This is a genomic window from Streptomyces sp. NPDC048352, assembly GCF_040651895.1.
In the GTDB taxonomy this organism is placed as follows: Bacteria; Actinomycetota; Actinomycetes; order Streptomycetales; family Streptomycetaceae; genus Streptomyces.
The window spans coordinates 1-23,580 of the sequence record NZ_JBEZKZ010000071.1 but is presented as its reverse complement, the minus strand read 5'-3'; the positions used below and the strand labels follow the sequence as shown (position 1 = coordinate 23,580).

Annotated in this window: 22 protein-coding genes; 4 read left to right on the top strand and 18 right to left on the bottom strand. The window is 69.7% G+C overall.

What is annotated here, in order from left to right:
• Positions 1–31 precede the first annotated feature (31 nt).
• The 5 genes from AB0D45_RS27880 to AB0D45_RS27860 all read right to left on the bottom strand — a co-directional run bounded on the left by AB0D45_RS27880 (position 32) and on the right by AB0D45_RS27860 (position 5,331).
• Positions 32–988: a WYL domain-containing protein gene (locus AB0D45_RS27880; RefSeq protein ID WP_361607208.1), complete on the bottom strand. Its 957-nt coding sequence runs from the start codon at positions 986–988 to the stop codon at positions 32–34.
• 126 nt (positions 989–1,114) lie between these two features.
• Positions 1,115–1,504: an FKBP-type peptidyl-prolyl cis-trans isomerase gene (locus tag AB0D45_RS27875; protein ID WP_362463987.1), complete on the bottom strand. Its 390-nt coding sequence runs from the start codon at positions 1,502–1,504 to the stop codon at positions 1,115–1,117.
• Between the two features lie 31 nt (positions 1,505–1,535).
• The gene (locus AB0D45_RS27870) at positions 1,536–2,543 is read right to left on the bottom strand and encodes an FKBP-type peptidyl-prolyl cis-trans isomerase (protein ID WP_362463984.1); all 1,008 of its coding nucleotides are present in this window, start codon (positions 2,541–2,543) and stop codon (positions 1,536–1,538) included.
• Positions 2,544–2,672: 129 nt separating this feature from the next.
• Entirely contained in the window at positions 2,673–4,034 is a 1,362-nt protein-coding gene (gene pafA / locus AB0D45_RS27865; protein ID WP_361606460.1) for a Pup--protein ligase, read from the bottom strand.
• A gap of 58 nt (positions 4,035–4,092) precedes the next feature.
• Positions 4,093–5,331, bottom strand: a complete 1,239-nt coding sequence (locus AB0D45_RS27860; RefSeq protein ID WP_362463981.1) for an MFS transporter — start codon at positions 5,329–5,331, stop codon at positions 4,093–4,095.
• Positions 5,332–5,466: 135 nt separating this feature from the next.
• Between AB0D45_RS27860 and AB0D45_RS27855 the strand changes: the two genes are divergently transcribed.
• Entirely contained in the window at positions 5,467–6,465 is a 999-nt protein-coding gene (locus tag AB0D45_RS27855; RefSeq protein WP_362463978.1) for a LacI family DNA-binding transcriptional regulator, read from the top strand.
• Between the two features lie 60 nt (positions 6,466–6,525).
• Here the strand turns inward: AB0D45_RS27855 and prcA are convergent, their stop codons facing one another.
• The 6 genes from prcA to arc form a co-directional block, all read right to left on the bottom strand.
• Positions 6,526–7,290 (bottom strand): proteasome subunit alpha, encoded by a 765-nt coding sequence (prcA, locus tag AB0D45_RS27850; RefSeq protein ID WP_361606451.1) that lies wholly within the window; start codon positions 7,288–7,290, stop codon positions 6,526–6,528.
• A 43-nt stretch (positions 7,291–7,333) separates the two neighbouring features.
• Positions 7,334–8,173 carry a proteasome subunit beta gene (gene prcB, locus AB0D45_RS27845; RefSeq protein WP_361606448.1) on the bottom strand — a complete coding sequence of 280 codons (840 nt, stop codon included), beginning with the start codon at positions 8,171–8,173 and terminating at the stop codon, positions 7,334–7,336.
• Positions 8,125–8,571, bottom strand: coding sequence for an endonuclease VII domain-containing protein (locus tag AB0D45_RS27840; protein WP_362463974.1), 447 nt, complete (start codon positions 8,569–8,571; stop codon positions 8,125–8,127). Before AB0D45_RS27840 ends, prcB begins: the two co-directional genes overlap by 49 nt.
• 150 nt (positions 8,572–8,721) lie before the next feature.
• Positions 8,722–8,934 (bottom strand): ubiquitin-like protein Pup, encoded by a 213-nt coding sequence (locus AB0D45_RS27835; RefSeq protein ID WP_030233608.1) that lies wholly within the window; start codon positions 8,932–8,934, stop codon positions 8,722–8,724.
• 174 nt (positions 8,935–9,108) lie between these two features.
• The gene (gene dop, locus AB0D45_RS27830) at positions 9,109–10,620 is read right to left on the bottom strand and encodes a depupylase/deamidase Dop (RefSeq protein ID WP_361606441.1); all 1,512 of its coding nucleotides are present in this window, start codon (positions 10,618–10,620) and stop codon (positions 9,109–9,111) included.
• Positions 10,621–10,895: 275 nt separating this feature from the next.
• Positions 10,896–12,662 (bottom strand): proteasome ATPase, encoded by a 1,767-nt coding sequence (gene arc / locus AB0D45_RS27825; protein ID WP_361606438.1) that lies wholly within the window; start codon positions 12,660–12,662, stop codon positions 10,896–10,898.
• Positions 12,663–12,926: 264 nt separating this feature from the next.
• Between arc and AB0D45_RS27820 the strand changes: the two genes are divergently transcribed.
• Positions 12,927–13,247: a ferredoxin gene (locus AB0D45_RS27820; protein WP_361606435.1), complete on the top strand. Its 321-nt coding sequence runs from the start codon at positions 12,927–12,929 to the stop codon at positions 13,245–13,247.
• Positions 13,248–13,251: 4 nt separating this feature from the next.
• On the opposite strand, the gene AB0D45_RS27815 is transcribed toward AB0D45_RS27820, so the two are convergent.
• The 3 genes from AB0D45_RS27815 to AB0D45_RS27805 form a co-directional block, all read right to left on the bottom strand.
• Entirely contained in the window at positions 13,252–13,848 is a 597-nt protein-coding gene (locus AB0D45_RS27815; protein ID WP_361606432.1) for a hypothetical protein, read from the bottom strand.
• A 212-nt stretch (positions 13,849–14,060) separates the two neighbouring features.
• Entirely contained in the window at positions 14,061–14,957 is an 897-nt protein-coding gene (locus AB0D45_RS27810) for a tRNA (adenine-N1)-methyltransferase (protein WP_007263187.1), read from the bottom strand.
• An 18-nt stretch (positions 14,958–14,975) separates the two neighbouring features.
• Positions 14,976–16,274, bottom strand: coding sequence for a site-2 protease family protein (locus AB0D45_RS27805; protein WP_362463967.1), 1,299 nt, complete (start codon positions 16,272–16,274; stop codon positions 14,976–14,978).
• A 67-nt stretch (positions 16,275–16,341) separates the two neighbouring features.
• On the opposite strand from AB0D45_RS27805, the gene AB0D45_RS27800 reads away from it, so the two are divergent.
• Together AB0D45_RS27800 and AB0D45_RS27795 are read left to right on the top strand one after the other, a co-directional pair.
• Positions 16,342–17,223: a RecB family exonuclease gene (locus AB0D45_RS27800; protein WP_361606426.1), complete on the top strand. Its 882-nt coding sequence runs from the start codon at positions 16,342–16,344 to the stop codon at positions 17,221–17,223.
• Positions 17,224–17,286: 63 nt separating this feature from the next.
• Positions 17,287–17,958 carry a response regulator transcription factor gene (locus tag AB0D45_RS27795; RefSeq protein WP_361606423.1) on the top strand — a complete coding sequence of 224 codons (672 nt, stop codon included), beginning with the start codon at positions 17,287–17,289 and terminating at the stop codon, positions 17,956–17,958.
• Between the two features lie 70 nt (positions 17,959–18,028).
• On the opposite strand, the gene AB0D45_RS27790 is transcribed toward AB0D45_RS27795, so the two are convergent.
• The 4 genes from AB0D45_RS27790 to AB0D45_RS27775 form a co-directional block, all read right to left on the bottom strand.
• Positions 18,029–19,612, bottom strand: a complete 1,584-nt coding sequence (locus tag AB0D45_RS27790; protein ID WP_362463964.1) for an ABC transporter substrate-binding protein — start codon at positions 19,610–19,612, stop codon at positions 18,029–18,031.
• A gap of 71 nt (positions 19,613–19,683) precedes the next feature.
• A complete protein-coding gene (locus AB0D45_RS27785) occupies positions 19,684–21,288 on the bottom strand; it encodes an ABC transporter substrate-binding protein (RefSeq protein WP_362463961.1) in 1,605 nt (534 codons plus the stop codon).
• A 480-nt stretch (positions 21,289–21,768) separates the two neighbouring features.
• A complete protein-coding gene (locus AB0D45_RS27780; RefSeq protein WP_361610654.1) occupies positions 21,769–22,470 on the bottom strand; it encodes an HAD family phosphatase in 702 nt (233 codons plus the stop codon).
• A gap of 111 nt (positions 22,471–22,581) precedes the next feature.
• A partial coding sequence (locus AB0D45_RS27775; RefSeq protein WP_362463958.1) for a vitamin B12 dependent-methionine synthase activation domain-containing protein occupies positions 22,582–23,580 on the bottom strand: 999 nt, incomplete at its 5' end.

The window sequence follows — 23,580 nt, the reverse complement described above, 5'->3', positions numbered from 1 at the left end:
CCCCTCAGGGCGTTGCTGTTGTTGTTCGGGTTCAGCCCTGGGCGACGGCGCGCAGCCGGTCCACCACATCGGCCCGCAGGTCGGCGGGCCCCACCACCACGACGTCCGGGCCGAACTCCACGAGCCAGGCGTCCAGCCCGTGCCCGTAGGGGATCTCCAGCTCGTCCCAGCCGTCGCCGTCCTCGCGCACGGCGGTCGCCTTGGCGCGCAGCGGGTACCCCGCGCCGGCGCGCAGCCGGATCAGCGCCGAGCGCTGGGCGCCCTCGCCGGCCCAGGCCGCCACGGTCTCCCGTACGGTCACCACGTCGGGCACCTCGGCCGTGTACTTCCCGGCGCGGGAGCGGACCTTGCCGGTGATCCGGGAGAGGCGGAACACCCGCTCCGCCCCGCGGTCGCGGTCGTAGCCGGCCAGGTACCAGTGGCCGCGCCAGCACTCGAGGGCCCACGGCTCCACCTGGCGCGGCTCGGGCCGCGCGGCGTTGGACCTGCGGTACTCGAAGACCACCGGGCGCCGGTCGCGGCAGGCCAGCATCAGCGGCTCGAAGGCGGCCTCGTGGACCGGGATCCGCGGCTCGATGGCGGAGTGCTGGCCCGCGTACGGGTCGCCGGCCTCCGGCATCCCGCCCGCGCGCAGCTTCTGCAGGGCGCCGCTCGCCGCACCCGCCAGGCGGGCCTGCTGCCACACCTTGGCCGCGAGGCCGAGGGCGGCGGCCTCCTCCGCGTCGAGGGAGACGGGGGGCAGCCGGTTGCTGTCCCGGCGGGCCAGGTAGCCCGTCTCGCCCTCCAGGTTCTCCACCGTCTCGATCACCAGACCGAGTTCGCGCAGATCGTCCTTGTCCCGCTCGAACATCCGGTTGAAGGACTCGTCGTTCCCGGCTTCGAGGTAGGCCTCGATGGAACCGCGCAGCTCACGCTTGCTGAGGGGACGGCGCGTCCCCAGCAGACACAGCGCCAGGTTCATCAGCCGCTCGGCCTTGGCAATCGCCATCGACGCCCTTCCCCCCACTCCTCGGCACACACTCGTGACCGTTGACCGTACCGCCCCCGCGGTCCCCGGCAAAAGCGAGGGCCCCCGCCTCACGGCGGGGGCCCTCCATGATCACACCGGGTGAGATCAGACGCCCATCAGGTCGCAGACGAAGATCAGCGTCTCGCCCGGCTTGATGGCGCCGCCGGCGCCCTGGTCGCCGTACGCGAGGTGGGCGGGGATCGTCAGCTTGCGGCGGCCGCCGACCTTCATGCCCTGGACGCCCTGGTCCCAGCCCGGGATGACCTGGCCGATGCCCAGGATGAACTGCAGCGGCGCACCGCGGTTCCAGGAGGCGTCGAACTCCTCACCGGAGGAGAAGGCCACGCCCACGTAGTGGACCGAGACCTTCTTGCCGGCCTCGGCCACCGGGCCGTCACCCTCCCAGATGTCCTCGATGACCAGGTCGGTCGGGGCCGGGCCCTCGGGGAAGTCGATCTCGGGCTTCTCGAGCTCGCGCACGGAACTGCTCCTCATACGTACGAAACGATGTACAACCGGAACAGTCTTACACTGCTCCGACGATGTCCACGACGAAGACCAGCGTGGAGTTGGCCGGCAGGTCCTCACCCTTGGCCTGGTCCTTGTACGCCTGCTCCGGCGGGATCACCAGCAGCACGCGGCTGCCGACCTTCTTGCCCACCAGGCCCTTGTCCCAGCCCTCGATGACCTGACCCTGACCGATCTTGGTCGAGAACGGCGCGCCGGTCTTCCACGAGGTGTCGAACAGCTTCGCCGCGTCCTTGCCCTGGTTCGGCGCCCACGCCGCACCGCTGTACTGCATGTACACGGTCTGGCCGGACTTGACCTCGGGGCCCTTGCCCTCGATCAGGACCTTGTCGACCAGCTCCTTCGGAGGGTCGTTCTTCGGGACCATGATCGTAGCGGCCTTCTCCTCGTCGGCCTTGACCTGCGGCAGGTCCGACGGGATCGGCGCCTGAGTGCCCTCGGCCTTCTTCGGCAGCACCGAGTCCACGTCGAGGACGAACACCAGGTTGTCCTTCGGGCCGACGCCCAGCTGCGGCTGGCCCTGCTCACCGAAGGCCGCCGCCGGCGGGGCGACGACCAGCACCCGGCTGCCGACCTTCTTGCCCAGCACCGCGTCGCTGAACAGCGGCAGGATCTGCGCCGAACCGGCCGGGACGACCAGCGGCTGGCCCTCCGGGTCGTAGGAACCGGACAGCTCCTTGCCGCTCTTCCACACCTTGCCGGTGTACTTGGTGACCACGAGATCGTCCTTCTTGATCTCCGGTCCCGTGCCCTCCTTGACGGTGCTCACCACGAACTTGCCGCTGGGCTCGCCCTTGGGGACGGTGATCTCCGCCTTCTTCCCGGCCTCGCCGGCGACCGTCGGCATCGGGTCGGCCGACGCCACCGGCTTCGGAACCTCGGCCTTCGCGGCATCGGCCGACGGCGAGGCGGAGGAGTCCTTCTTACCGGAGTCGTCGCCCCCTCCGCAGGCCGCGGTGAGCATCAGAGCCGGCACGATGAGCGCGGCAGCAAGTCGGCGTCGCACAATGGTCCTCAGGGTCGCTGGAATGGTCCGTCGTAGCGGCCCACTCTACGGGCTGGCCCCTCTCCGACAAGGCCGTGGCGTGCGAAGACCCCGTACGCCACAGCGCACGGGGTCCTCGGCCGCACCACCTCACATGCCGGCGATGAGCTTCTCCACCCGGTCGTCCACCGACCGGAACGGGTCCTTGCACAGCACCGTGCGCTGCGCCTGGTCATTGAGCTTCAGGTGCACCCAGTCGACCGTGAAGTCCCGCCGCTGCTCCTGCGCCCGGCGGATGAAGTCGCCGCGCAGCCTGGCCCGGGTGGTCTGCGGGGGCACCGACTTGCCCTCGAAGATCTTCAGGTCGTTGCACACCCGCGCCGCCTGGCCCTTGCGCTCCAGCAGGTAGTACAGGCCCCGGCGGCGGTGGATGTCGTGGTACGCGAGGTCTATCTGGGCGACCCGCGGGTTGGACATCGTCATGTTGTGCTTGGCCCGGTACCGCTCGATCAGCTGGTACTTCATCACCCAGTCGATCTCCGTGCCGATCCGGTCCAGGTCCTCGGCCTCGATGGCGTCCAGGGTGCGGCCCCACAGCTCCAGGACCTGCTCCACCACCCCGGTGCGGATGCCCCGGCGCTCGGCGAAGTCCAGGGCCTTGTCGAAGTACTCCCGCTGGATCTCCAGCGCCGAGGCCTCCCGGCCGCTGGCCAGACGCACCTTGCGCTGGCCGGTGATGTCGTGGCTGACCTCGCGGATCGCCCGGATCGGGTTCTCCAGCGTCAGGTCCCGCATCACCGTGCCCGCCTCGATCATCCGCAGGACGAGATCGGTGGCGCCCACCTTGAGCAGCATCGTCGTCTCGGACATGTTCGAGTCGCCGACGATGACGTGCAGCCTGCGGTAGCGCTCCGCGTCGGCGTGCGGCTCATCCCGCGTGTTGATGATCGGCCGGGAGCGGGTCGTGGCGGAACTGACGCCCTCCCAGATGTGCTCGGCCCGCTGGCTGACGCAGTAGACCGCGCCCCTGGGCGTCTGCAGCACCTTGCCCGCACCGCAGATCAGCTGGCGCGTGACGAGGAACGGGATCAGGATGTCCGCCAGACGGGAGAATTCTCCGTGCCGGGCCACGAGATAGTTCTCATGACAGCCGTACGAATTGCCCGCCGAGTCGGTGTTGTTCTTGAAGAGGTAGACGTCGCCCGCGATTCCCTCCTCGTGCAGGCGGCGTTCGGCATCGACGAGCAGGCCTTCGAGAATGCGCTCGCCGGCCTTGTCGTGAGTGACCAGTTCGGTCAGGTTGTCACATTCGGGAGTTGCATATTCCGGATGCGAACCCACGTCGAGGTAGAGGCGGGCGCCGTTCCGCAGGAACACATTGCTGCTGCGGCCCCATGACACAACACGGCGGAAGAGGTAGCGCGCCACTTCGTCAGGAGACAGTCGGCGCTGTCCCCTGAACGTGCACGTGACGCCGTACTCGTTCTCCAGCCCGAAAATGCGGCGGTCCATGACTGAACATTACGCCTTCTGCCCTCTTCTGAAACCGGGTTCGAGACCGGCGTTCAGGTCAGTTTTTGATCAACGGCTCCGAAACGGCCTCCGCCGACCCCGCCACCGCCAGGCTGCGGCCCGCCCCGGCCAGCGCGGCTTGAGTCAGCATCAGCACCAGCAGCGCGGCCGCGCCACCCCCGCAGGCCACCGCGAAACCGGCCGCCGTACCGCCCAGTTCCAGCGCCGGACCCGCCACCGCCGTACCGATGGCCGCGCCCACCCCGAAGAAGGTCACCAACCAGGAGAACGCCTCCGTGACCGTGCCCGCCGGAGCGTGCCGGTCCACCACGATGAACGCACACGCCAGCGAAGGCGCCAGGAACACGCCCGCCACCGCCGCCAGCGCCGTCATCGCCACCGGACCCACGTCCAGCATCAGCGGCAGGTAGCACACCGCCAGCAGCGCCACGAGCACCCGCAGCCGCCGCTCCGGCGCACCCGCCCACTGGCGCGCGCCATAACACACCCCGCCGGCCAGCGCGCCGAGACCCAGCGCCGCCATCAGCCAGCCGTACACCGCCTGGCCCCCGTGCCCGTCCGCGTACGCCACCGCAGCCACCGCGATCGAGCCGAGCGCCATGCCGACGAAGAAGAACGCCCCCAGCAGGGCCAGCAGCCCGCGCGAGCGCAACGCGCCCAGCCAGTGCGCCTCACGCGGCGCGGAGCGCCAGGTCCGCGAGGGCTCCGAGACCACCACGGACAGCACCCCCAGCAGCCCGACACCGTTCAGCACCAGCAGCGCCACGGCCGGCGACCACAGGGACACGCACAGGGTCACCAACAGCGGGCCGACCGTGTACATGACCTCCTGGGCCACCGCGTCCATCGCGTACGCCGCGTGCACCCGCTCCTCACGGCCGCCCAGCACGCCCGGCCACAGCGCCCGCAGACCACCCTCCAGCGGCGGTGTGAACAGCCCGGCCACCACCATCGCCGCATACGCGGCCGCCACCGAGCCCGTGCCCGCCACCGCCAGCCAGACCATGCCGAGCGCCGACACCAGCGCCGCCGGCAGCTGCACGCGCGGCTGCCCGTACAGGTCCACCGCCCGGCCCAGCAGGGGCTGGCCCACGGCGTTCGCCAGCCCGTAGGCGGCCGCGAGCGCGCCCGCCAGGGTGTAGCTGCCGCCCTCGTGGCGGATGAAGAGGACGATCGCGATGGCCGCCGTGGCGTTCGGCAGCCGGCCTATCAGCGTGCCCACCAGCAGCCTCGCGGCGTACCGGGTCCTGAGCAGCTCCGCGTAACCCGCGGCCATGACCGCCCCCTTCTACCCGGAACCCTCCGGGGTAATACGTATAACGAGACACGTCATACGTACCATGGCGACAGACCCCGGGTCCACCCGGCCGACCGCCCCGACCCGCCCCACCTCGCACTTCAGGAGCACCCTGTGACGAGACCCACCAGCCGCGACGTCGCCACCGCCGCCGGGGTCTCCCAGGCCACGGTCTCCCTCGTCCTCGGCGACAAATGGCGCGGCCGCGTCTCCGAACGCACCGCCGGCCTCGTCCGCGAAGCCGCCACCGCCCTCGGCTACCGCCCCAACCTGGCCGCCCGCAACCTACGCCTCGGCAGCACCCGCACCGCCCTCCTCGTGGTGCCCGCCCTCACCAACGAATTCTTCGCCCGCGTCTACACCGGCGCCGCCCGCGTCGCCTCCGCACACGGCTTCGGCGTCGTCCTCTACCCCTCCCCCGAAGGCACCGGCCCCGCCCGCGACCCCTTCGCCTCCGCCCGCGCCGCCCTCGACGGAGTCATCGCCTCCTCCATGGCCACCGACGCCCTCGACGCACTCGGCGGCGACGGCCTCCCCCTCGTCATGCTCGACAGCGACCCCACCTCCGGCCGAGCCGCCGCCCACGTCAACCTCGCCATCACCGACGGCGTCCGCCAAGCCGCCGAACACCTCCTCGGCCTCGGCCACCGCCGCTTCCTCCACCTCGCCGCCGCCGTCGACTCCTGGACCTTCCACATCCGCGCCCGCACCCTCACCACCCTCCTCGGCCCCCACACCGAGCTGCACACCGTACGGGCCCCCCTCACCGTCGACGCCGCCCGCACCGCCTCCGAAACCGCCCTGGCCGACCCCCGGAACCGGCCCACCGCCGTCGTCTGCGACGACGACATCCTCGCCGCCGGCGTCTGCAAAGCCGCCCGCCGCCTCGGCCTGCGCGTCCCCGAGGACCTCTCCGTCACCGGCTTCGACGACCTCGCCCTCGCCACCGCCGTCGAACCGGAACTCACCACCGTCCGCCTCCCCGCCGAACGCGTCGGCGAACAAGGCATGACCGCCCTCCTCGCCGTCCTCGACGGCACCCCCTGGACGGCCCCCGACATCCCGGTCGAACTCACCGTCCGCGACTCCACCGGCCCCGCACCCACCCCCTGAGACACACGAAAGCCCCGGCCCACCCCCACAGGGACGGACCGGGGCCCGGACACCACGGCCCTACTCGGCGTCGTCCTCCGCCGCCTCGTCGTTCGACACGGCATCCGCCTGGACCGCCGCCGGAACGTCCGCCTCCAGCAGCCGCGCCAGCTGCCGGCCCCGGATCCGCTTGAACTTGCGCTGCTGCGCCCGCGTCCGGTCCAGCACCGCCACCTCCAGCCGGTCCGCCGGAATCGTCTTGTCCGCGCCGTTCGCCTGGCTCGACAACGCCTGCACGGCCAGCTTCAGCGCGTCCGGCAGGCTCATGCCGTCCTGGTGCCGCTGGTCCAGGTACGTACTGATCTGCTCCGCATTGCCGCCGACCGCGACCGAACCGTGCTCGTCCACGATCGAGCCGTCGTGCGGCAGCCGGTAGATCTGGTCCCCGGCCGCCGTCGCACCGACCTCGGCCACCACCAGCTCCACCTCGTACGGCTTCTCACCGGCCGAGGAGAAGATGGTGCCGAGCGTCTGCGCGTACACGTTCGCCAGCCCACGCGCCGTCACGTCGTCACGGTCGTAGGTGTACCCGCGCAGATCGGCGTAGCGCACGCCGCCGATCCGCAGGTTCTCGTACTCGTTGTACTTGCCGGCGGCCGCGAAGCCGATCCGGTCGTAGATCTCGCTGAACTTGTGCAGCGCACGGGACGGGTTCTCGCCGACGAACACGATGCCGTCGGCGTACTGCAGCACGACGAGGCTGCGGCCGCGGGCGATGCCCTTCCGGGCGTATTCCGCCCGGTCGGCCATGGCCTGCTGGGGTGACACATAGAACGGAGTCGACACCGGTTATCCGTCCCTTTCTTCTGGGCGACGAGAGGAGGACTGGTCAGAGCAGGGCTGCGCGCGGCCCGTCGGGCTCCTGGAGCCGGCGGTCCGTGACCTGGCGGGCGAGATCCTGCGACTCCGTCTCGTCCAGCCTGCGGAAACCCTCGTCGGTGATGACGGTGACGATGGGGAAGATCTTGCGGTAGAGGTCCGGTCCGCCGGTCGCCGAGTCGTCGTCGGCGGCGTCGTACAGCGCCTGCACGACCAGCGTCGTGGCCTGCTCCTCCGTCAGGTCGGGGCGGTACAGCTTCTTCATCGAGCCCCGGGCGAAGATCGAACCGGAACCGGTGGCGGCGTAACCGTGCTCCTCGGAACGGCCGCCGGTCACGTCGTAGGAGAAGATCCGGCCCTTCTCCTTGGCCTCGTCGTACCCCGCGAAGAGCGGAACCACGGCCAGGCCCTGCATCGCCATCCCCAGATTGCTCCGGATCATGGTGGAGAGCCGGTTCGCCTTGCCCTCCAGGGAGAGGGTCGCCCCCTCCACCTTCTCGAAGTGCTCCAGCTCCAGCTGGAACAGCTTGACCATCTCCACGGCCAGGCCCGCCGTGCCGGCGATGCCGACCGCGGAGTACTCGTCGGCCGGGAACACCTTCTCGATGTCCCGCTGGGCGATCATGTTCCCCATGGTCGCCCGCCGGTCGCCGGCGAGCACGACCCCGCCGGGGAAGGTCGCGGCGACGATGGTCGTCCCGTGCGGCGCCTCGACGATCCCCTCGGGCAGCTTCCGGTTCCCGGGCAGCATCTCGGGCGCGTGCGCACCCAGGAAGTCCATGAAGGACGACGACCCCGGCGTCAGGAAGGCTGCCGGTAGACGCCCTGTGCCACGATTGTTGGCTTCCACGCGTGTCCCTCCAGGTATTCGGCCGCCCGACGGATGCGGTCGGGGTTTTCCTTCAATAGGCCAAGGCCCGTGTTGCAGTTGAAGCAAAGTACGCCACGGACCCTACCCGTCTTGTGGCAGTGATCCACATGCACGGCCGGAGCGCGAAGGCAGAGGCAGCAAACGCCACCTTGCTCTGCGATCATCTGGTCACGTTCGACCTCGGTGAGCCCGTACTTGCGCCTCAGGTGGCCCGCCCGCCCCTCGATGGCCCGGCACGCCTTGCAACGCGCATGGAGGCCATCGGAGGCAGACGCCTTGCGGTGGTACTGGGAGTGCGGCTTCACCTCCCCGCAGCGGGTGCAGAACTTGTGCGCTTCCGGCACTTCCACACACAACGCCTTGAGGTGACGCCTCATGGCGCAGTCCCTGCAGTGGCGCTGCAGGCCGTCCATGTTCGACCGCTTAATGCCGAACGCCGCGCAGGGCTTGGTCTCGCCGCACCGCACACAACGCTTCGTCTCCGACAATCCCAGAACCCATCCCCGATTTCACCTTCGATTCGAAGGTTACTCGCCGCCCTTTTGGACGAAACTCCGAACGAAGTCCTCGGCGTTCTCCTCGAGCACATCATCGATTTCGTCGAGTACGGAGTCGACGTCGTCGGAGAGCTTCTCCTGGCGCTCCTTGAGGTCGGTCGATTCCTCGACCGCCGCCTCCTCGACCTCCTCGGTCGAGCGCGTCGCCTTCTGCTGTCCGCCGCCGGTGTCCTTGGTCGCCATGTCTACCTCACCCCGCTCGGTTCGCACGCTCACACGGAGAGACCCCGGGATTCGGGACCTCTCAAGATCAGACCCTACGTCGGACCCTACAAGGAGGGTCCGGCGTTCGTCCCCGTACTTTCACAACGTCCGGGTCTCTTCATGATTCCCTGGACGGGGGCCTTTCAGGCCCCTTCACTGCCCCGAAAGCACCCGGACCAGGTCCTCCGCCGTGCGGCAGCGGTCCAGGAGCTCCTTGACGTGGTTCCGCGTCCCCCGCAGGGGCTCCAGGGTCGGCACCCGCTGGAGGGAGTCCCGGCCCGGGAGGTCGAAGATCACCGAGTCCCAGGAGGCCGCCGCCACGTCGTCCGCGTACTGCTCCAGGCACCGGCCCCGGAAGTAGGCCCGGGTGTCCTCCGGCGGCTTGCCCTCGGCCCGCTCCACGGCCGGCTCCTCCAGCAGCCGCTTCATCTTGCCGCGGGCCGCCAGGCGGTTGTACAGGCCCTTGTCGGGCCGTACGTCCGAGTACTGGAGGTCCACCAGGTGCAGCCGCGCCGCGTCCCAGCCGAGTCCGTCGCGCCTGCGGTACCCCTCCAGGATCTCCCGCTTGGCGATCCAGTCCAGCTCCCCCGCGAGGCTCATCGGGTCGGTCTCCAGCCGGCCCAGCACGTCCTCCCAGCGGCCCAGGACGTCCTTGGTCTGATCGTCGGCGTCCGTCCCGAACCGCTCGTCCACGTACTTCCTGGCCAGCTCGAAGTACTCCATCTGGAGTTGCACGGCGGTCAGGGTGCGCCCGCTGCGCAGGGTGATCAGGTGCTGGAGGCCGGGGTCGTGGGAGACCTGGTGGAGGGTGCGCACGGGCTGGTCGACGGCGAGGTCGACGGTGATGAAGCCGTCCTCGATCATCGACAGGACCAGGGAGGTCGTGCCCAGCTTGAGGTAGGTGGAGATCTCGGAGAGGTTCGCGTCGCCGATGATCACGTGGAGGCGGCGGTACTTCTCGGCGTCCGAGTGGGGCTCGTCGCGGGTGTTGATGATGGGGCGCTTGAGGGTGGTCTCCAGCCCCACCTCGACCTCGAAGTAGTCCGCCCGCTGGCTGATCTGGAAGCCGTGCTCGCGGCCGTCCTGGCCGATGCCGACGCGGCCGGCGCCGGTGACGACCTGGCGGGAGACGAAGAAGGGGGTCAGGTGGCGCACGATGTCCGAGAAGGGGGTCTCCCGCTTCATCAGGTAGTTCTCGTGCGTGCCGTAGGAGGCACCCTTGTTGTCGGTGTTGTTCTTGTAGAGGTGGATCGGCTGGGCGCCGGGCAGCTGGGCGGCCCGCTCGGCGGCCTCGGCCATGATCCGTTCGCCTGCCTTGTCCCAGAGCACGGCGTCGAGGGGGTTGGTGACCTCGGGCGAGCTGTACTCGGGGTGCGCGTGGTCGACGTAGAGCCGTGCGCCGTTCGTCAGGATGACGTTGGCCAGGCCGATGTCCTCGTCGGTGAGCTGGCTGCTGTCGGCGGCCTCGCGGGCGAGGTCGAAGCCGCGGGCGTCCCGCAGCGGATTCTCCTCCTCGAAGTCCCAGCGGGCGCGTCGCGCCCGGTGCATCGCCGCCGCGTAGGCGTTGACGATCTGGGACGAGGTGAGCATGGCATTGGCGTTCGGGTGCCCCGGAACGGAGATCCCGTACTCCGTTTCGATCCCCATTACTCGCCGTACGGTCATGCGGCCCTCCTTGCCCGGCGGCGCTCCCGTTCGGGAGCGGCGCTCAAGTACCGCTGGTGCTCCGGTGCGTCATGTGCGGTGCCCGTCCCCGCACTGCGCGGCCGGCGGTACGGAAGAGCCTAGAACCACTCCGCGCTGGTGGGGAGATCATTTCAGTCATTGGATTTGCCTTGTCACCGGCTGAAAAGGGCGGGCGGTAAGGCTTGCGGTATTACGGAGTGGTAAAGCAGTCGGCCGCGGGTGCCGTGTGGGGCATCCGCGGCCGCCTCGCTTCATCAGAGGTACTGGCCTGTGTTCGCCACCGTGTCGATGGAGCGCCCGGTGTCGGCGCCCTGCTTTCCGGTGACGAGCGTGCGGATGAATACGATCCGCTCGCCCTTCTTTCCGGAGATGCGGGCCCAGTCGTCCGGGTTGGTGGTGTTGGGCAGGTCCTCGTTCTCCTTGAACTCGTCCACGCACGCCTGGAGGAGGTGGGAGACCCGCAGACCCTTCTGGTTGTGCTCGAGGAAGGCCTTGATGGCCATCTTCTTGGCCCGGTCCACGATGTTCTGGATCATGGCGCCGGAGTTGAAGTCCTTGAAGTAGAGGACTTCCTTGTCGCCGTTGGCGTACGTGACCTCGAGGAAGCGGTTCTCCTCGGTTTCGGCGTACATCTGCTCGACGACGGTCTGGATCATGCTGTGGACGGCCACCTGGGCCGAGCCGGAGTGCTCGCTCAGGTCGTCCGTGTGGAGCGGGAGCGAGGCCTTGAGGTACTTGGCGAAGATGTCCTTCGCCGCCTCGGCGTCCGGGCGCTCGATCTTGATCTTCACGTCGAGGCGGCCGGGGCGCAGGATGGCCGGGTCGATCATGTCCTCGCGGTTGGAGGCGCCGATGACGATGACGTTCTCCAGGCCTTCCACGCCGTCGATCTCGGCGAGCAGCTGGGGGACGATGGTGTTCTCCACGTCCGAGCTGACTCCGGATCCGCGGGTGCGGAAGAGGGATTCCATCTCGTCGAAGAAGACGATGACGGGGGTGCCCTCGCTCGCCTTCTCCCGGGCCCGCTGGAAGACGAGGCGGATGTGCCGCTCGGTCTCGCCGACGTACTTGTTGAGGAGCTCGGGTCCCTTGATGTTCAGGAAGTAGGACTTGCCGGCTGCCTGCCCGGTCACTTCCGCGACCTTCTTGGCAAGGGAGTTGGCGACGGCCTTGGCGATGAGCGTCTTGCCGCAGCCGGGCGGACCGTAGAGCAGGATGCCCTTGGGGGGCCGCAGTTCGTGTTCCTTGAACAGGTCGGGGTAGAGGTACGGGAGCTCGACCGCGTCGCGGATCAGCTCGATCTGGTCGCCCAGGCCGCCGATCTTCTCGTAGTCGATGTCCGGGACCTCTTCGAGGACCAGGTCCTCGACCTCGCTCTTGGGGACGACCTCGTAGACGTAGCCGGAGCGGGGCTCGAGCAGGAGGGCGTCGCCGGGGCGGATGGTGATGTCCAGGAGCGGCTCGGCGAGCCTCACCACCCTCTCCTCGTCGGTGTGCCCGACCACCAGGGCGCGCTCGCCGTCCTCGAGGATCTCCTTGAGGGTGACGATGTCCCCGGCCCGCTCGAACTCCATGGCCTCGACCACGTTGAGCGCTTCGTTGAGCATGACCTCCTGGCCGCGCCGGAGGTCTTCCGGCTCGACGCTGGGGCTCACGTTCACGCGGAGTTTGCGTCCTCCGGTGAAGATGTCGACGGTGCCGTCCTCGTTCGCCTGAAGGAAGACACCGAAGCCGGCCGGCGGCTGTGCGAGCCGGTCGACCTCTTCCTTGAGGGCCACGATCTGGTCGCGGGCCTCACGGAGGGTATTCGCCAGTCGTTCGTTCTGCGCGGAGACGCCTGCCAGATTCGTCTGGAGCTCGACGATCCGCTCTTCGAGAATCCTCGTGTGCCGCGGAGAGTCGGCGAGCTTGCGTCGCAGGACGGCGATTTCCTGCTCGAGATAGGCAACCTGGCCAGCGGGGTCCTCAGACCCTCGCCCGGGCCGGATGCCGCGGTTGATGTCGTCGTCGTGGGCTGCCACGGTCCTCACCTCCTCCAAGGGGAGCTGGACGCTTCCTGACCCTACCTGGGCTGGTGGTGATTGAAACCCCTAGATCACAAAGACGGTAGAGGTGTGTCCGATCTTCACCCTTGCGTACTCCCTCACGCCAGGGAAATACCCACCCTTCAACATCGGAAAGCAGCCGGTTGTAAGGTCGAAGCGTTCAACACCCGTCAGAGCCCGCGCGACTTGCCGCGAGTTGTGGCCGGGTCGGATCACTCAGAGCAGGAAACGGCAGGAGATATGACCGTGCAGCAGGAGGCCCCGACGGGTGGTTCCGACGGGGCCGGGGAGCCGCTGGAGGTCTGGATCGACCAGGACCTGTGCACCGGCGACGGCATCTGCGTGCAGTACGCCCCGGAGGTGTTCGAGCTGGACATCGACGGTCTGGCGTACGTGAAGAGCGCCGGCGACGAGCTGCTGCAGGAGGCGGGGGCGACCACTCCGGTTCCTCTGGTGCTGCTTCAGGACGTGGTCGACTCGGCGAAGGAATGCCCGGGTGACTGCATCCACGTAAGGCGCGTTTCGGACGGGGTCGAGGTGTACGGCCCGGACGCGGAGTGACGGTTCAAACACTTCCGGCGGCGGAGTCCGTCAGCTCCTGGCGGAATTTTCCGCCGGTCCAGCGCCACTTGGCGAGCTGCTCCACGTCGGGGCTGAAGCGCGGTACGGACGGCGAGGAGTAGCCGAGCAGGCGGGCGGTGACGAGTCCGTCGCGGACGGTGAGCTCGGTGGCGGTGCGGCGGAGCGCGGTGTCGAGGAGCGTGGCGACGACGCGCGGGGCCGGGCCCTGCGGGTCCCGGGCCAGTACGTAGAGCGCGTGGGGCGGGGTGCCGGAGCCGGCGTCGCAGCGGACGGCCGCGACCGTCTCGGGGCGGCCGTCGCCGTCGAGGTCGCCCTGGGCGGTCGCGGTGACGGTGTGCGGGGCGCCCTTGCAGTCCAGGGGGTACGCGGCCGCCTGTGCGTCGGGGGCGGCGGGCGGCGGGCCGCCCGGGGCGGCGGCGGGGACGCCGGCCGGGAGGCCCGTCGCGGGAGTGGCTCCGGTGGCGCGGCCGGGCTGGAGCAGGCCGGCGCCGGCTATGACGGCGGCGAGGGCGGTGGCCGTGGCGAGCCAGTGGAGGGGCCTGGTGCGACGGTGCGCCAGGTCGGTGGGGCTGTGCAGCACGCCGGGTGTCTCCTGTGCGAAGGGTGACGGGGAGCCAGCATCGTGCCATACCTCACACCGGGCTGGAACGGCCGGGTCCGCACCGGTTGTGCGCGGGGCCGTTCCCGGCAACGAAAAGGCGCTGTGGCTCAGTTCCCGCATCGGACGGGGAACTGAGCCACAGCGCTTTCGTGTTGGCCGGACGGCCGCGCGGGGCGGCTGCGGCGGGGCGGCTACGCGGAGCGGTCGCTGCCGGGGCCTTCGTAGTCCTCGCCGTACGCGCCCTTGGAGGGGCGGCGGCGGCGCATGGGGGGCTCGACGCCGTCGGCGAGGCGGCGGGCGGTGACCAGGAAGCCGGTGTGGCCGATCATCCGGTGGTCGGGGCGGACGGCGAGGCCTTCGACGTGCCAGTTGCGGATCATCGATTCCCACGGCTGCGGTTCGGCGTAGCAGCCGAACTCGCGGATGGACTCGACGGTGCGCGAGAGCTGGGTGGTGGTGGCCACGTAGCAGCAGAGGATGCCGCCGGGGACGAGGGCCTTGGAGACGGCCTCCAGGCATTCCCACGGGGCGAGCATGTCGAGGATCACGCGGTCGACGTCGGTGTCGGACAGGTTGTCCTGGAGGTCGCCGACGGTCAGCTGCCAGGCGGGGTGGGGTCCGCCGAAGTAGCGTTCGACGTTGGCCGTGGCGATCTCGGCGAAGTCCGCGCGGCGCTCGTAGCTGTGGAGCATGCCCTGGTCGCCGATGGCGCGCAGCAGGAAGCTGCTGAGGGAGCCGGAGCCGACTCCTGCCTCCACGACGCGGGCGCCGGGGAAGATGTCGGCGAAGGCCAGGATCTGGCCCGCGTCCTTGGGGTAGACCACGGCGGCACCGCGGGGCATGGACAGGACATAGTCGGGGAGCAGGGGGCGCAGCGCGAGGTACGCGACGTTCCCCGTGGTACGGACAACACTGCCCTCGGGAGCACCGATCAGCTCGTCGTGGGGGAAGGAACCCTTGTGGGTGTGGAAATTCTTCCCGGCTTCGAGCGTGAACGTGTAGTGGCGGCCCTTGGGGTCGGTGAGCTGAACCTGGTCCCCGACCTCGAAGGGCCCGCGTCGGCGGGCGGCACCGGTCGGTTCGGACATGTGACCAGTGTATTGGCTTCAGGACTGGGGCCGCGCCATGGCCTTCACGAAGGCCTTCTCGACGTCGAGGGCGGACAGGACGCCGTAGATCTCGCCGCCGGGTTCGAGGACGAGGTACTCGGTGGCGGGGGTGGCGCGGAGGTGGTCGAGGAGTTCTTCGCCGGTGAGGTCGGCGGAAACCTTCATGCCGTCGGTGAGGTCCTGGGCGAGGGTGCTGACGGCGACCCAGGGGCGTCGGTGTTCGGGGACGGAGGCGATGGCGGTCTCGCGGACGATGGCGGTGGCGTCGCCCTGTCCGTCGACGACGACGAGGGCGCGGGCTCCGGCTTCGTTGGCGCGGCGCAGGGCCTCGGAGAGCGGGGTGGCGTTCTGTACGGGGACGGCGCGGCGGGTGAGGGTGCGGGCCCGTAGTTCGGGGAGGTGTTCGCGCAGGCGGGCCATGCGCAGGCTGTTGCCGGCTCCGGTCCAGATGATCGCGGCGAGGATGGCGGCGAGGAGCGCGTCCATGACGGTGTCCATGCCGCCGATCTCCTGGGCGGGGTTGCCGAGGGCGCCGGTGTGGGTGAGGAGCGGCAGGCCGAGCAGGACGGTGACGGCGAGGGCGCGGCCGACCCAGGCGGCGGCGATGGTGCCGGTCATGGGTTTGCCGGTGATGCCCCAGATGACGGCGCGGAGCATGCGGCCGCCGTCGAGGGGCAGGCCGGGCAGGAGGTTGAAGGCGGCGACGAGGAGGTTGGAGATCATCAGGCCGGCGAGGAGGACGCCGGGGACGGTGGCGGGGTCGACGGCGGTCATGCCGAGGTAGAACAGGCCTGCGAGGGCCAGGGAGAGGAGGGGGCCGACGAAGGCGAGGACGAATTCGCGGCCGGGGCTCTCGGATTCCTTTTCGATCTCGGAGACTCCGCCGAAGAACTGGAGCTGGATGCGGCGCACGGGGAGCTTGTAGCGCAGGGCGGCGATGGTGTGCGCGAGCTCGTGGACGAGGACGGAGGCGTAGAAGGCGACGGCGAAGAAGAGGGAGACGAGGTAGCGGGCGGGGCCGAGGTCGGGCAGGACCCGGTCGAGCTGGTCTCCGAAGACCCAGGTGATGAGGGCGGCGACGAGGAACCAGCTGGGCGCGACGTACACGGGCACGCCGAAGGGGCGGCCCATGAGGATCCCGCCGCCCGGGTCGGAGCGCTTGGCCCTGCGCTCGCCGGATTCGTCGGTGTCTGCCACGGCTTTCCTTCGTTCGGTGCGTTGTTTCCAGTGTGGTCCACGTCGCGTGGGTGGCGCTCCGCGCTGCTGCTCCGTTGCGGGGTGTGATGCTCCGATCATGCAGTGCGAGGGGCCAGGAGTCGATGGTATGCGCGTGCCGTCCGCGGCGGGTCGTAGGGTTTTACGCATGACGACGACGCCCGGCGCCGGTTCCGCGGATGTTTCCGCGGGCGCTTCCCGCCCCACCTCGCTGTCCCCCTCGCGGGCCGGTGACTTCATGCAGTGCCCGCTGCTGTACCGGTTCCGGGTGATCGACCGGCTTCCGGAGAAGCCGAGTGCGGCGGCGACGCGGGGGACGCTGGTGCACGCGGTGCTGGAGCGGCTCTTCGACCATCCCGCGCACGAGCGGACGGTGCCGAGGGCGAAGGAGTTGCTGCCGGGGCAGTGGGAGCGGCTGCTGGAGGCGAAGCCGGAGCTGGCGGAGCTGTTCCCGGAGGGTGACGAGGGGGCGGGGCTGGCGCGCTGGCTGTCGGAGGCGGAGGCGCTGGTGGAGCGCTGGTTCACGCTGGAGGATCCGACGCGGCTGGAGCCGGTGGAGCGGGAGTTCTTCGTGGAGGCGGAGCTGGAGTCGGGGCTGCGGCTGCGCGGGATCATCGACCGGGTGGACGTGGCGCCGACGGGTGAGGTGCGGATCGTCGACTACAAGACGGGCAAGGCGCCGCGGCCGGAGTACGCCGAGGGTGCGCTGTTCCAGATGAAGTTCTACGCGCTGGTGGTGTGGCGGTTGCGGCAGGTGGTGCCGCGGCGGCTCCAGCTGGTGTATCTGGGGAGCGGGGACGTGCTGACGTACGACCCGGTGGTGGCGGACCTGGAGCGGGTGGAGCGCAAGCTGCACGCCCTGTGGGAGGCGATCCGGGTGGCGACGGAGACGGGTGAGTGGCGGCCGCGGCCGACGAAGCTGTGCGGCTGGTGCGACCACCGGGCGGTGTGTCCGGAGTTCGGGGGCACTCCCCCGGTCTACCCGTTGGTGATCTCGCCCAGGAGCGGGGCGGATCCGGCGGGAGGCTGATCGTCCGGCCAGGGCAGAATGGGCGGCGTCCGCCGTTGCCGCCCGACGAATACGAGGTACCCCGTGGCGATCCGCGTCCTGCTGGTCGACGACCAGCCACTGCTGCGCACCGGCTTCCGGATGATCCTGGAGGCGGAGCAGGACCTGGTGGTGGTGGGTGAGGCCGGGGACGGTCTGCAGGCGCTGGAGCAGGTGCGGGCGCTGCAGCCGGACGTGGTGCTGATGGACATCCGGATGCCGCGGATGGACGGGGTGGAGGCGACCCGGCAGATCACGGGCCCGGACCGGGACGGGCCGGCCAAGGTGCTGGTGCTGACCACGTTCGACCTGGACGAGTACGTGGTGGAGGCGCTGCGGGCGGGGGCGAGCGGGTTCCTGCTGAAGGACGCCCCGGCGAACGAGCTGGTGCAGGCGATCCGGGTGGTGGCGGCGGGCGAGGCGATGCTCGCGCCGAGCATCACGCGGCGGCTGCTGGACAAGTACGCGGGGCATCTGCCGTCGGGTGAGGAGAGCCTGCCGGACATGCTGGGGACGCTGACCGAGCGTGAGGTGGAGGTGCTGAAGCTGGTGGCGCGGGGTTTGTCGAACGCGGAGATCGCGGCGGACCTGTTCGTCAGCGAGACGACGGTGAAGACGCACGTGGGGCACGTGCTGACGAAGCTGGGCCTGCGCGACCGGGTGCAGGCGGCGGTGTACGCGTACGAGAGCGGCCTGGTCCGTCCGGGCGCGCAGTAGCGGGCTCGCGGACACGGCTCCGCCCCGGCACTCGGGAAGGGTGCCGGGGCGGAGCCGTGTCCGGGGCGGGTCAGCCCTTCTTGATCTCCCAGAAGCGGAAGACCGTGGAGGCGTCCAGGGACCACTGCAGGCCGGTCACGTTCTGGCGGGCGACGGCGTACTGCTTGCCCTGCCAGAGCGGGAGGACCGGGATCTCGTCGGCGACGATGTCCTGGAGGCGGGTGTAGTCGGTGTTGGCCGCGGTGCGGTCGGACTTCGTGGAGGTCGCCGGGATGATGTTCCCGCTGATCTCCTTGTTGTCGTAGTTGTTGTGCAGGACGTTGTCCGGGCCGAAGAACGGCTGGGTGAAGTTGTCGGCGTCCGGGTAGTCGGGGACCCAGCCCTTGACGTAGACGCCGTACTTGCCGGCCTGGATGTCCTTCTCGTACTGCTCGAACTCGACGGACTTGACGTCGGCTTCGAAGAGGCCGCTGTCGTTGAGCTGCTTGGCGATGACCTGGAACTGGTGGTCGGTGGACGGGCCGTAGCGGGCCGGCGTGGACCACAGGGTCAGCTTGATCTTGCCGGAGATGTTGGCCGCCTTGAGGACCGCCTTGGCCTTCTCGACCTGGGGGCTGCCGCCGTAGCGGTCGAAGAAGGGGGTGGTGTGTCCGGCGATGCCGGCGGGGACGATCGAGTAGAGCGGGGCGGCGGTGCCCGCGTACACGTCCTTGACGAGCGCTTCGCGGTCGATGAGGTAGGCGATCGCCTTGCGGACGGGCAGCTTGCCGACGACCGGGTCGCTGACGTTGAAGACCATGTGCTGGACCTCGGCGCCGGTGCCCTGGACCACGTCGACCTTGTTGTCGCCGGTCTTGGTGGCGGCGAGGCCGGCGATGTCCTTGGCGGCGAGGCCGCGGAAGGCGAAGTCGACGTCGCCGCTCTCCAGGACGGTCTTGAGGCCGGCCTGGTCGCCGTTGAAGAACTTCAGCGTGACGCCGGTGTTCTTGGCCTTGGCCTTGCCGCTGTAGGAGTCGTTGACCGAGAAGTTGGCGCTCTTCTCGCTGAAGGCGTCCAGCTTGTAGACGCCGGAGCCGATCGCCTTGTTGTCGGTGCGGAGCTTGTCGGCGGGGTACTCGCGGTGGTCGACGATGGCGCCGGCGCCCGATGCGATCTTGCTGGGGAAGGTCGCGTCGGAGGACTTGAGCTTGAAGACCACGGTCTTCTCGTCGGGGGCGTCGATGCTCGCGATGGAGGAGAGCATGACGGCCGGGCCGTTCTCGTCGTTGATCTTCAGCGTGCGCTCGAAGGAGAACTTGACGTCCTTGGAGGTCAGGCTGTCGCCGTTGCTGAACTTCAGGCCGGTGCGCAGGACGCACTTGTAGACCTTGCTGTCACCGCCCTCGAAGTTGCAGGCCTGGGCGGCGTCGGGCTCGGGGGTGGTGCCGCCCTTCGGGAACGTCAGCAGGGACTGGAAGACGTTGTTGAAGAGCAGCCAGGAGCCCGGGTCGTAGCCGGAGGCGGGGTCGGTGGACTTCACCTTGTCGGATATGCCCATGACCACGCCCTTGCCGTTGCCGGCGGCGGAGCCGTCCTGCGACCCGCAACCGCTGAGCAGCGCTGCGGCAGTGGCCGCGCCGAGGGGGGCTGCCAACCACTGGTTACGTCTCTTCACGCGAATGTCCTTCACAGTCTTGTCTGGTCGTTGCGCCGGCCTGCGACGTCCGCCGCCGGTTGCTGCCGGTCTCAGCCGCTGACACCCCGGCCGAGTTCCCACAGCTGGAGGTCGGAGATGGCGTTGACCGACCATTCCACTCCGGTGATCCCGTCGCGTGCGGCGACGTACTGCTTGCCCTGCCACAGGGGCAGGACGGGTACGTCCTCGGCGACGATGTCCTGCATCTCCGTGATCGCGGGCACGGCGCCGTTGCGGTCGGCCGCGCGGCGCGATTCGGGGATGAGCCTGGTGCGCACCGCGGTGTTGGCGTACGGCGTGCCCAGGAAGTTGTCCTGCTCCAGGAAGGGGGCGAGGAAGTTGTCGGCGTCCGGGTAGTCGGGGAACCAGCCGAGGCCGTAGGCGGCGTAGTCGCCCTTCTTCTGGGCGGGGCGGAAGTCGCCCCACTCGTTGCCCTGGACGGTGATGTCGAACAGCTGGGTGGAGTTCAGCTGGGCCTTGAGGGCCTCGAACTCGGCGGCGGTGCCGTCGCCGTAGTGGTCCGTGGTGTAGTTCAGGGTCAGCTTGACGGGCGTCTTGACCCCGGCGGCCTTGAGCAGCTCGGCGGCCTTGGCGGTGTTGGCCTCGCCGTACTTGTTGTAGAAGGAGTTGACGTGGCCGGGCACGGCGGTGGGGACCAGCGAGTAGAGGGGCTGGGCCGCCTTCCCGTAGACCTTGGAGATGACGTTGTTGCGGTCGACGGCGGCGGCGAGGGCCTGGCGCACGGCCTTGTTGTTGACGGCCGGGGCGTCGGTGTTGAAGCCGATGTAGCGGATCTCCAGGCCGGGCATCGGGGTCAGCTTGACGCCCTTGGGCGGCTGCTTGGCGAACTCGGTGATCTGGGCGGGCGACAGGGTGCGGGAGACCACGTGGATCTTTCCGTCGGTGAGCGCCTTGCCCATGGCGGCGGAGTCGGCGAAGGTGCGCAGCTCGACCTTGTCGTTCTGCGGCTTGATGTCGCCCTTGTAGTGCGGGTTCCTGGTGAAGACGGCCCGGACGAGGTGGTTGTCCTTGACCTCGGCCTTCATCGTGTAGGGGCCGGAGCCGTCGACGGCGAAGCCGGGACGCAGCTTCCTGGCGTCGTAGCTCTTCGCGCTGACGATGCCGGCGGCGGGGGTGGCCAGCTTGTACGGGAAGGTCGCGTCGGCGGTCTTGAGGTGGAAGACGACGGTGTCGGCGCCCTTGGCCTCGACGGTGTCGAGGGTGGAGAGCAGGGAGGAGGGGCCGTTCTCGTCCTTGATCGCGAGGACGCGGTCGATGGAGAACTTGACGTCCTTGGCGGTGACCGGGTCGCCGCTCGCGAACTTCAGGCCGGGCCGCAGGGTGCAGCGGTAGCTCTCGTTGCCGGTGTCGGTGAAGCGGCAGTCGGAGGCGGCTTCGGGGACGGGCTGGCCGCCGCCGCGCGGGGTGCGCACGAGCGTCTGGACGGTCTGGCGCAGGATGTTCCAGGCGCCGGCGTCGTAGGCGTACGCGGGGTCGACGGGGGCGGGGGCGTAGTCGGCTGCCTCGAACCGGTCGGTGGTACCGACGACGATCGCTCCGGACGCTGCTCCTCCGCCGCTCGCGCTGCCGCACGCGGACAGCGCGGGGGTGAGCAGGCCGATCGCGGCCGTCAGCACCATGGTCTTGCGGTTCATGCTGGAAGTACTCCCTCACCCGGCACTTGTTCAAAGCGGCGTAGAGGGCACTGCGCGGCGGTCGCCCGTTCGGGGCGGAACGATCGGGCCGGTGTTTGACGATCGGTCCACGCTCGTACCGGCGCAGGGGTGTGCGTCCGGTGCGGCAAGGTGCGTGCGGAGTGCCCGCGTCGACATTAGTGGCCTGGGGCGGGATGGCTGGAACTGGCAGGAGTTGGGGTGTAATCGCACCGTGATGGGTGCGGACTTACCGCTTATGCCGGAGTCCTCGCAGATGCGGTCAGGAGATGATCAAACCGGACACAAGGGAAGCCCCCGGAGCCTGTGGACGGGCTGGACGGGGGCTTGGCGGGTGACCAACGTCACCCGGGTGGACACGGATGAGGAGGATGGAATTCCGGCCTCCGGCGCGGATGGCGGAAGATCCTCTCGTCGGACCTCCGTCTCACCCCCGTACCGTTCGGTACGGAGCGTGCGCGCTCAGTTCATCGGAGTGATGAGGGAGCGCAGGAAGGGGAGGTTCACTTCCTCGAGCGAGCGCACGATGGTGCGGCCGGGGGCGGGCTCGATCCCGCCGACGGAGGGGATGGCCACGACGCGGCAGCCGGCGGCCTCTGCGGCGGCGACACCGGTGGCGGTGTCCTCGATCACGGCGCAGCGCGAGGGGTGCGCGCCGAGGGTGGTGGCGGCGATCAGGTACGGGTCGGGGTGGGGCTTGGTGCGGGGCACCTCGTCGCCGGCGACCGTCAGCGTGAAGCGGTCGCGGCCGAGGGTGCGCAGCACGTGGTCGATGACGCGGCGGTGGGAGGCCGACACCAGGGCGGTGGGCACGTTGTGCCGCGCCAGCTCGCTCAGCAGGCGCTCGGCGCCGGGCATCAGGGGGACCCGGTCGGCGATGCGGGCCTCGAAGCGCTCGTTGAGCAGGACGCTGAGCTCGGCGAGGCCGATGGCGGCGCCGGTCGCCTCGATCAGGAAGGCGGCGCTGCGGCTCATGGGGCCGCCGACGACCACGTTCCGCCAGGACTCCTCGAGGCTGTGGCCGAGCTCGCGGAAGATCTGCTCCTCGATCTCCCACCAGAAGCCCTCGGTGTCGACGAGGGTGCCGTCCATGTCCAGCAGCACTGCCTGCAGAGCGTGCCCGTCGGCCGTGCGGGTGACGGATGCGGGAACGGTGCTGGTCATGCGGGCGCCTCTCTGGGGGACGACAAGGCCGGCCACCTCGACCCGCGGGAGCATCCCCTCGGGAACAGGTGACCGGCCTGTACGGGACCGACCAGTGTACGCCGGTCCGTATCAGCGTGCGTTGAAATACTTCGCTTCGGGGTGGTGAATCACCAGGGCGTCCGTGGACTGCTCCGGATGGAGCTGGAACTCCTCCGAGAGGTGGACGCCGATCCGCTCCGGCTGGAGGAGGTCGGCGATCTTGGCCCGGTCCTCCAGGTCGGGGCAGGCGCCGTAGCCGAGGGAGAAGCGGGCGCCCCGGTACTTCAGGTCGAACATGTCCTCGACCTTGTCGGGGTCCTCGCCGCCGAAGCCGAGCTCCGCGCGGACCCGCGCGTGCCAGTACTCGGCGAGGGCCTCGGCGAGCTGGACGGACAGGCCGTGCAGCTCCAGGTAGTCCCGGTAGGAGTCGGACTCGAAGAGCTTGGCGGTGGCCTCGCCGATCTTCGAGCCGACGGTGACCACCTGGAGGCCGACGACGTCGGTCTCGCCGGACTCCTCCGGGCGGAAGAAGTCCGCGAGGCACAGGCGCCGGCCACGGCGCTGGCGCGGGAAGGTGAAGCGGGTCCGCTCGTTGCCCTGCTCGTCGAGGATGATGAGGTCATCGCCCTTGGAGACGCAGGGGAAGTAGCCGTAGACCACGGCCGCCTCCAGCAGGTTCTCGGTGTGCAGCTTCTCCAGGAGGCCGCGCAGGCGCGGACGGCCCTCGCTCTCGACCAGTTCCTCGTACGTGGCCCCGCCGGCGCGGGCCTGCTTCAGGCCCCACTGGCCCTTGAAGAGGGCGCCCTCGTCCAGCCAGGAGGCGTAGTCCTTGAGCGGGATGCCCTTGATCACGCGGGTGCCCCAGAACGGCGGGGTGGGGACGGGGTTGTCCACGGCCACGTCGGACCGGCCGCCGGGTTCCTGCGGCTCCTCCGCCTGGAGGGCCGGAGTGTCCCGCTTGGCCACGCGGCGCTGCTTCAGCTCGGGCAGGCTCGCGCCGGGGACGCCGCGCTTGACGGCGATGAGGGCGTCCATCAGCCGCAGGCCCTCGAAGGCGTCGCGGGCGTAGCGGACCTCGCCCTCGTAGAT

Excerpts from the sequence above, each read along its gene's own strand:
- pafA (WP_361606460.1), bottom strand. The coding sequence starts at position 4,034 with ATGGACCGCCGCATTTTCGGGCTGGAGAACGAGTACGGCGTCACGTGC.
- AB0D45_RS27780 (WP_361610654.1), bottom strand. The coding sequence starts at position 22,470 with ATGACCAGCACCGTTCCCGCATCCGTCACCCGCACGGCCGACGGGCAC.
- AB0D45_RS27805 (WP_362463967.1), bottom strand. The coding sequence starts at position 16,274 with ATGATCGGAGCATCACACCCCGCAACGGAGCAGCAGCGCGGAGCGCCA.
- dop (WP_361606441.1), bottom strand. The coding sequence starts at position 10,620 with ATGACCGTACGGCGAGTAATGGGGATCGAAACGGAGTACGGGATCTCC.
- AB0D45_RS27835 (WP_030233608.1), bottom strand. The coding sequence starts at position 8,934 with ATGGCGACCAAGGACACCGGCGGCGGACAGCAGAAGGCGACGCGCTCG.
- AB0D45_RS27810 (WP_007263187.1), bottom strand. The coding sequence starts at position 14,957 with ATGTCCGAACCGACCGGTGCCGCCCGCCGACGCGGGCCCTTCGAGGTC.
- AB0D45_RS27820 (WP_361606435.1), top strand. The coding sequence starts at position 12,927 with ATGACCGTGCAGCAGGAGGCCCCGACGGGTGGTTCCGACGGGGCCGGG.
- AB0D45_RS27860 (WP_362463981.1), bottom strand. The coding sequence starts at position 5,331 with ATGGCCGCGGGTTACGCGGAGCTGCTCAGGACCCGGTACGCCGCGAGG.
- AB0D45_RS27785 (WP_362463961.1), bottom strand. The coding sequence starts at position 21,288 with ATGAACCGCAAGACCATGGTGCTGACGGCCGCGATCGGCCTGCTCACC.
- AB0D45_RS27800 (WP_361606426.1), top strand. The coding sequence starts at position 16,342 with ATGACGACGACGCCCGGCGCCGGTTCCGCGGATGTTTCCGCGGGCGCT.
- AB0D45_RS27880 (WP_361607208.1), bottom strand. The coding sequence starts at position 988 with ATGGCGATTGCCAAGGCCGAGCGGCTGATGAACCTGGCGCTGTGTCTG.
- AB0D45_RS27840 (WP_362463974.1), bottom strand. The coding sequence starts at position 8,571 with ATGAGGCGTCACCTCAAGGCGTTGTGTGTGGAAGTGCCGGAAGCGCAC.
- AB0D45_RS27875 (WP_362463987.1), bottom strand. The coding sequence starts at position 1,504 with ATGAGGAGCAGTTCCGTGCGCGAGCTCGAGAAGCCCGAGATCGACTTC.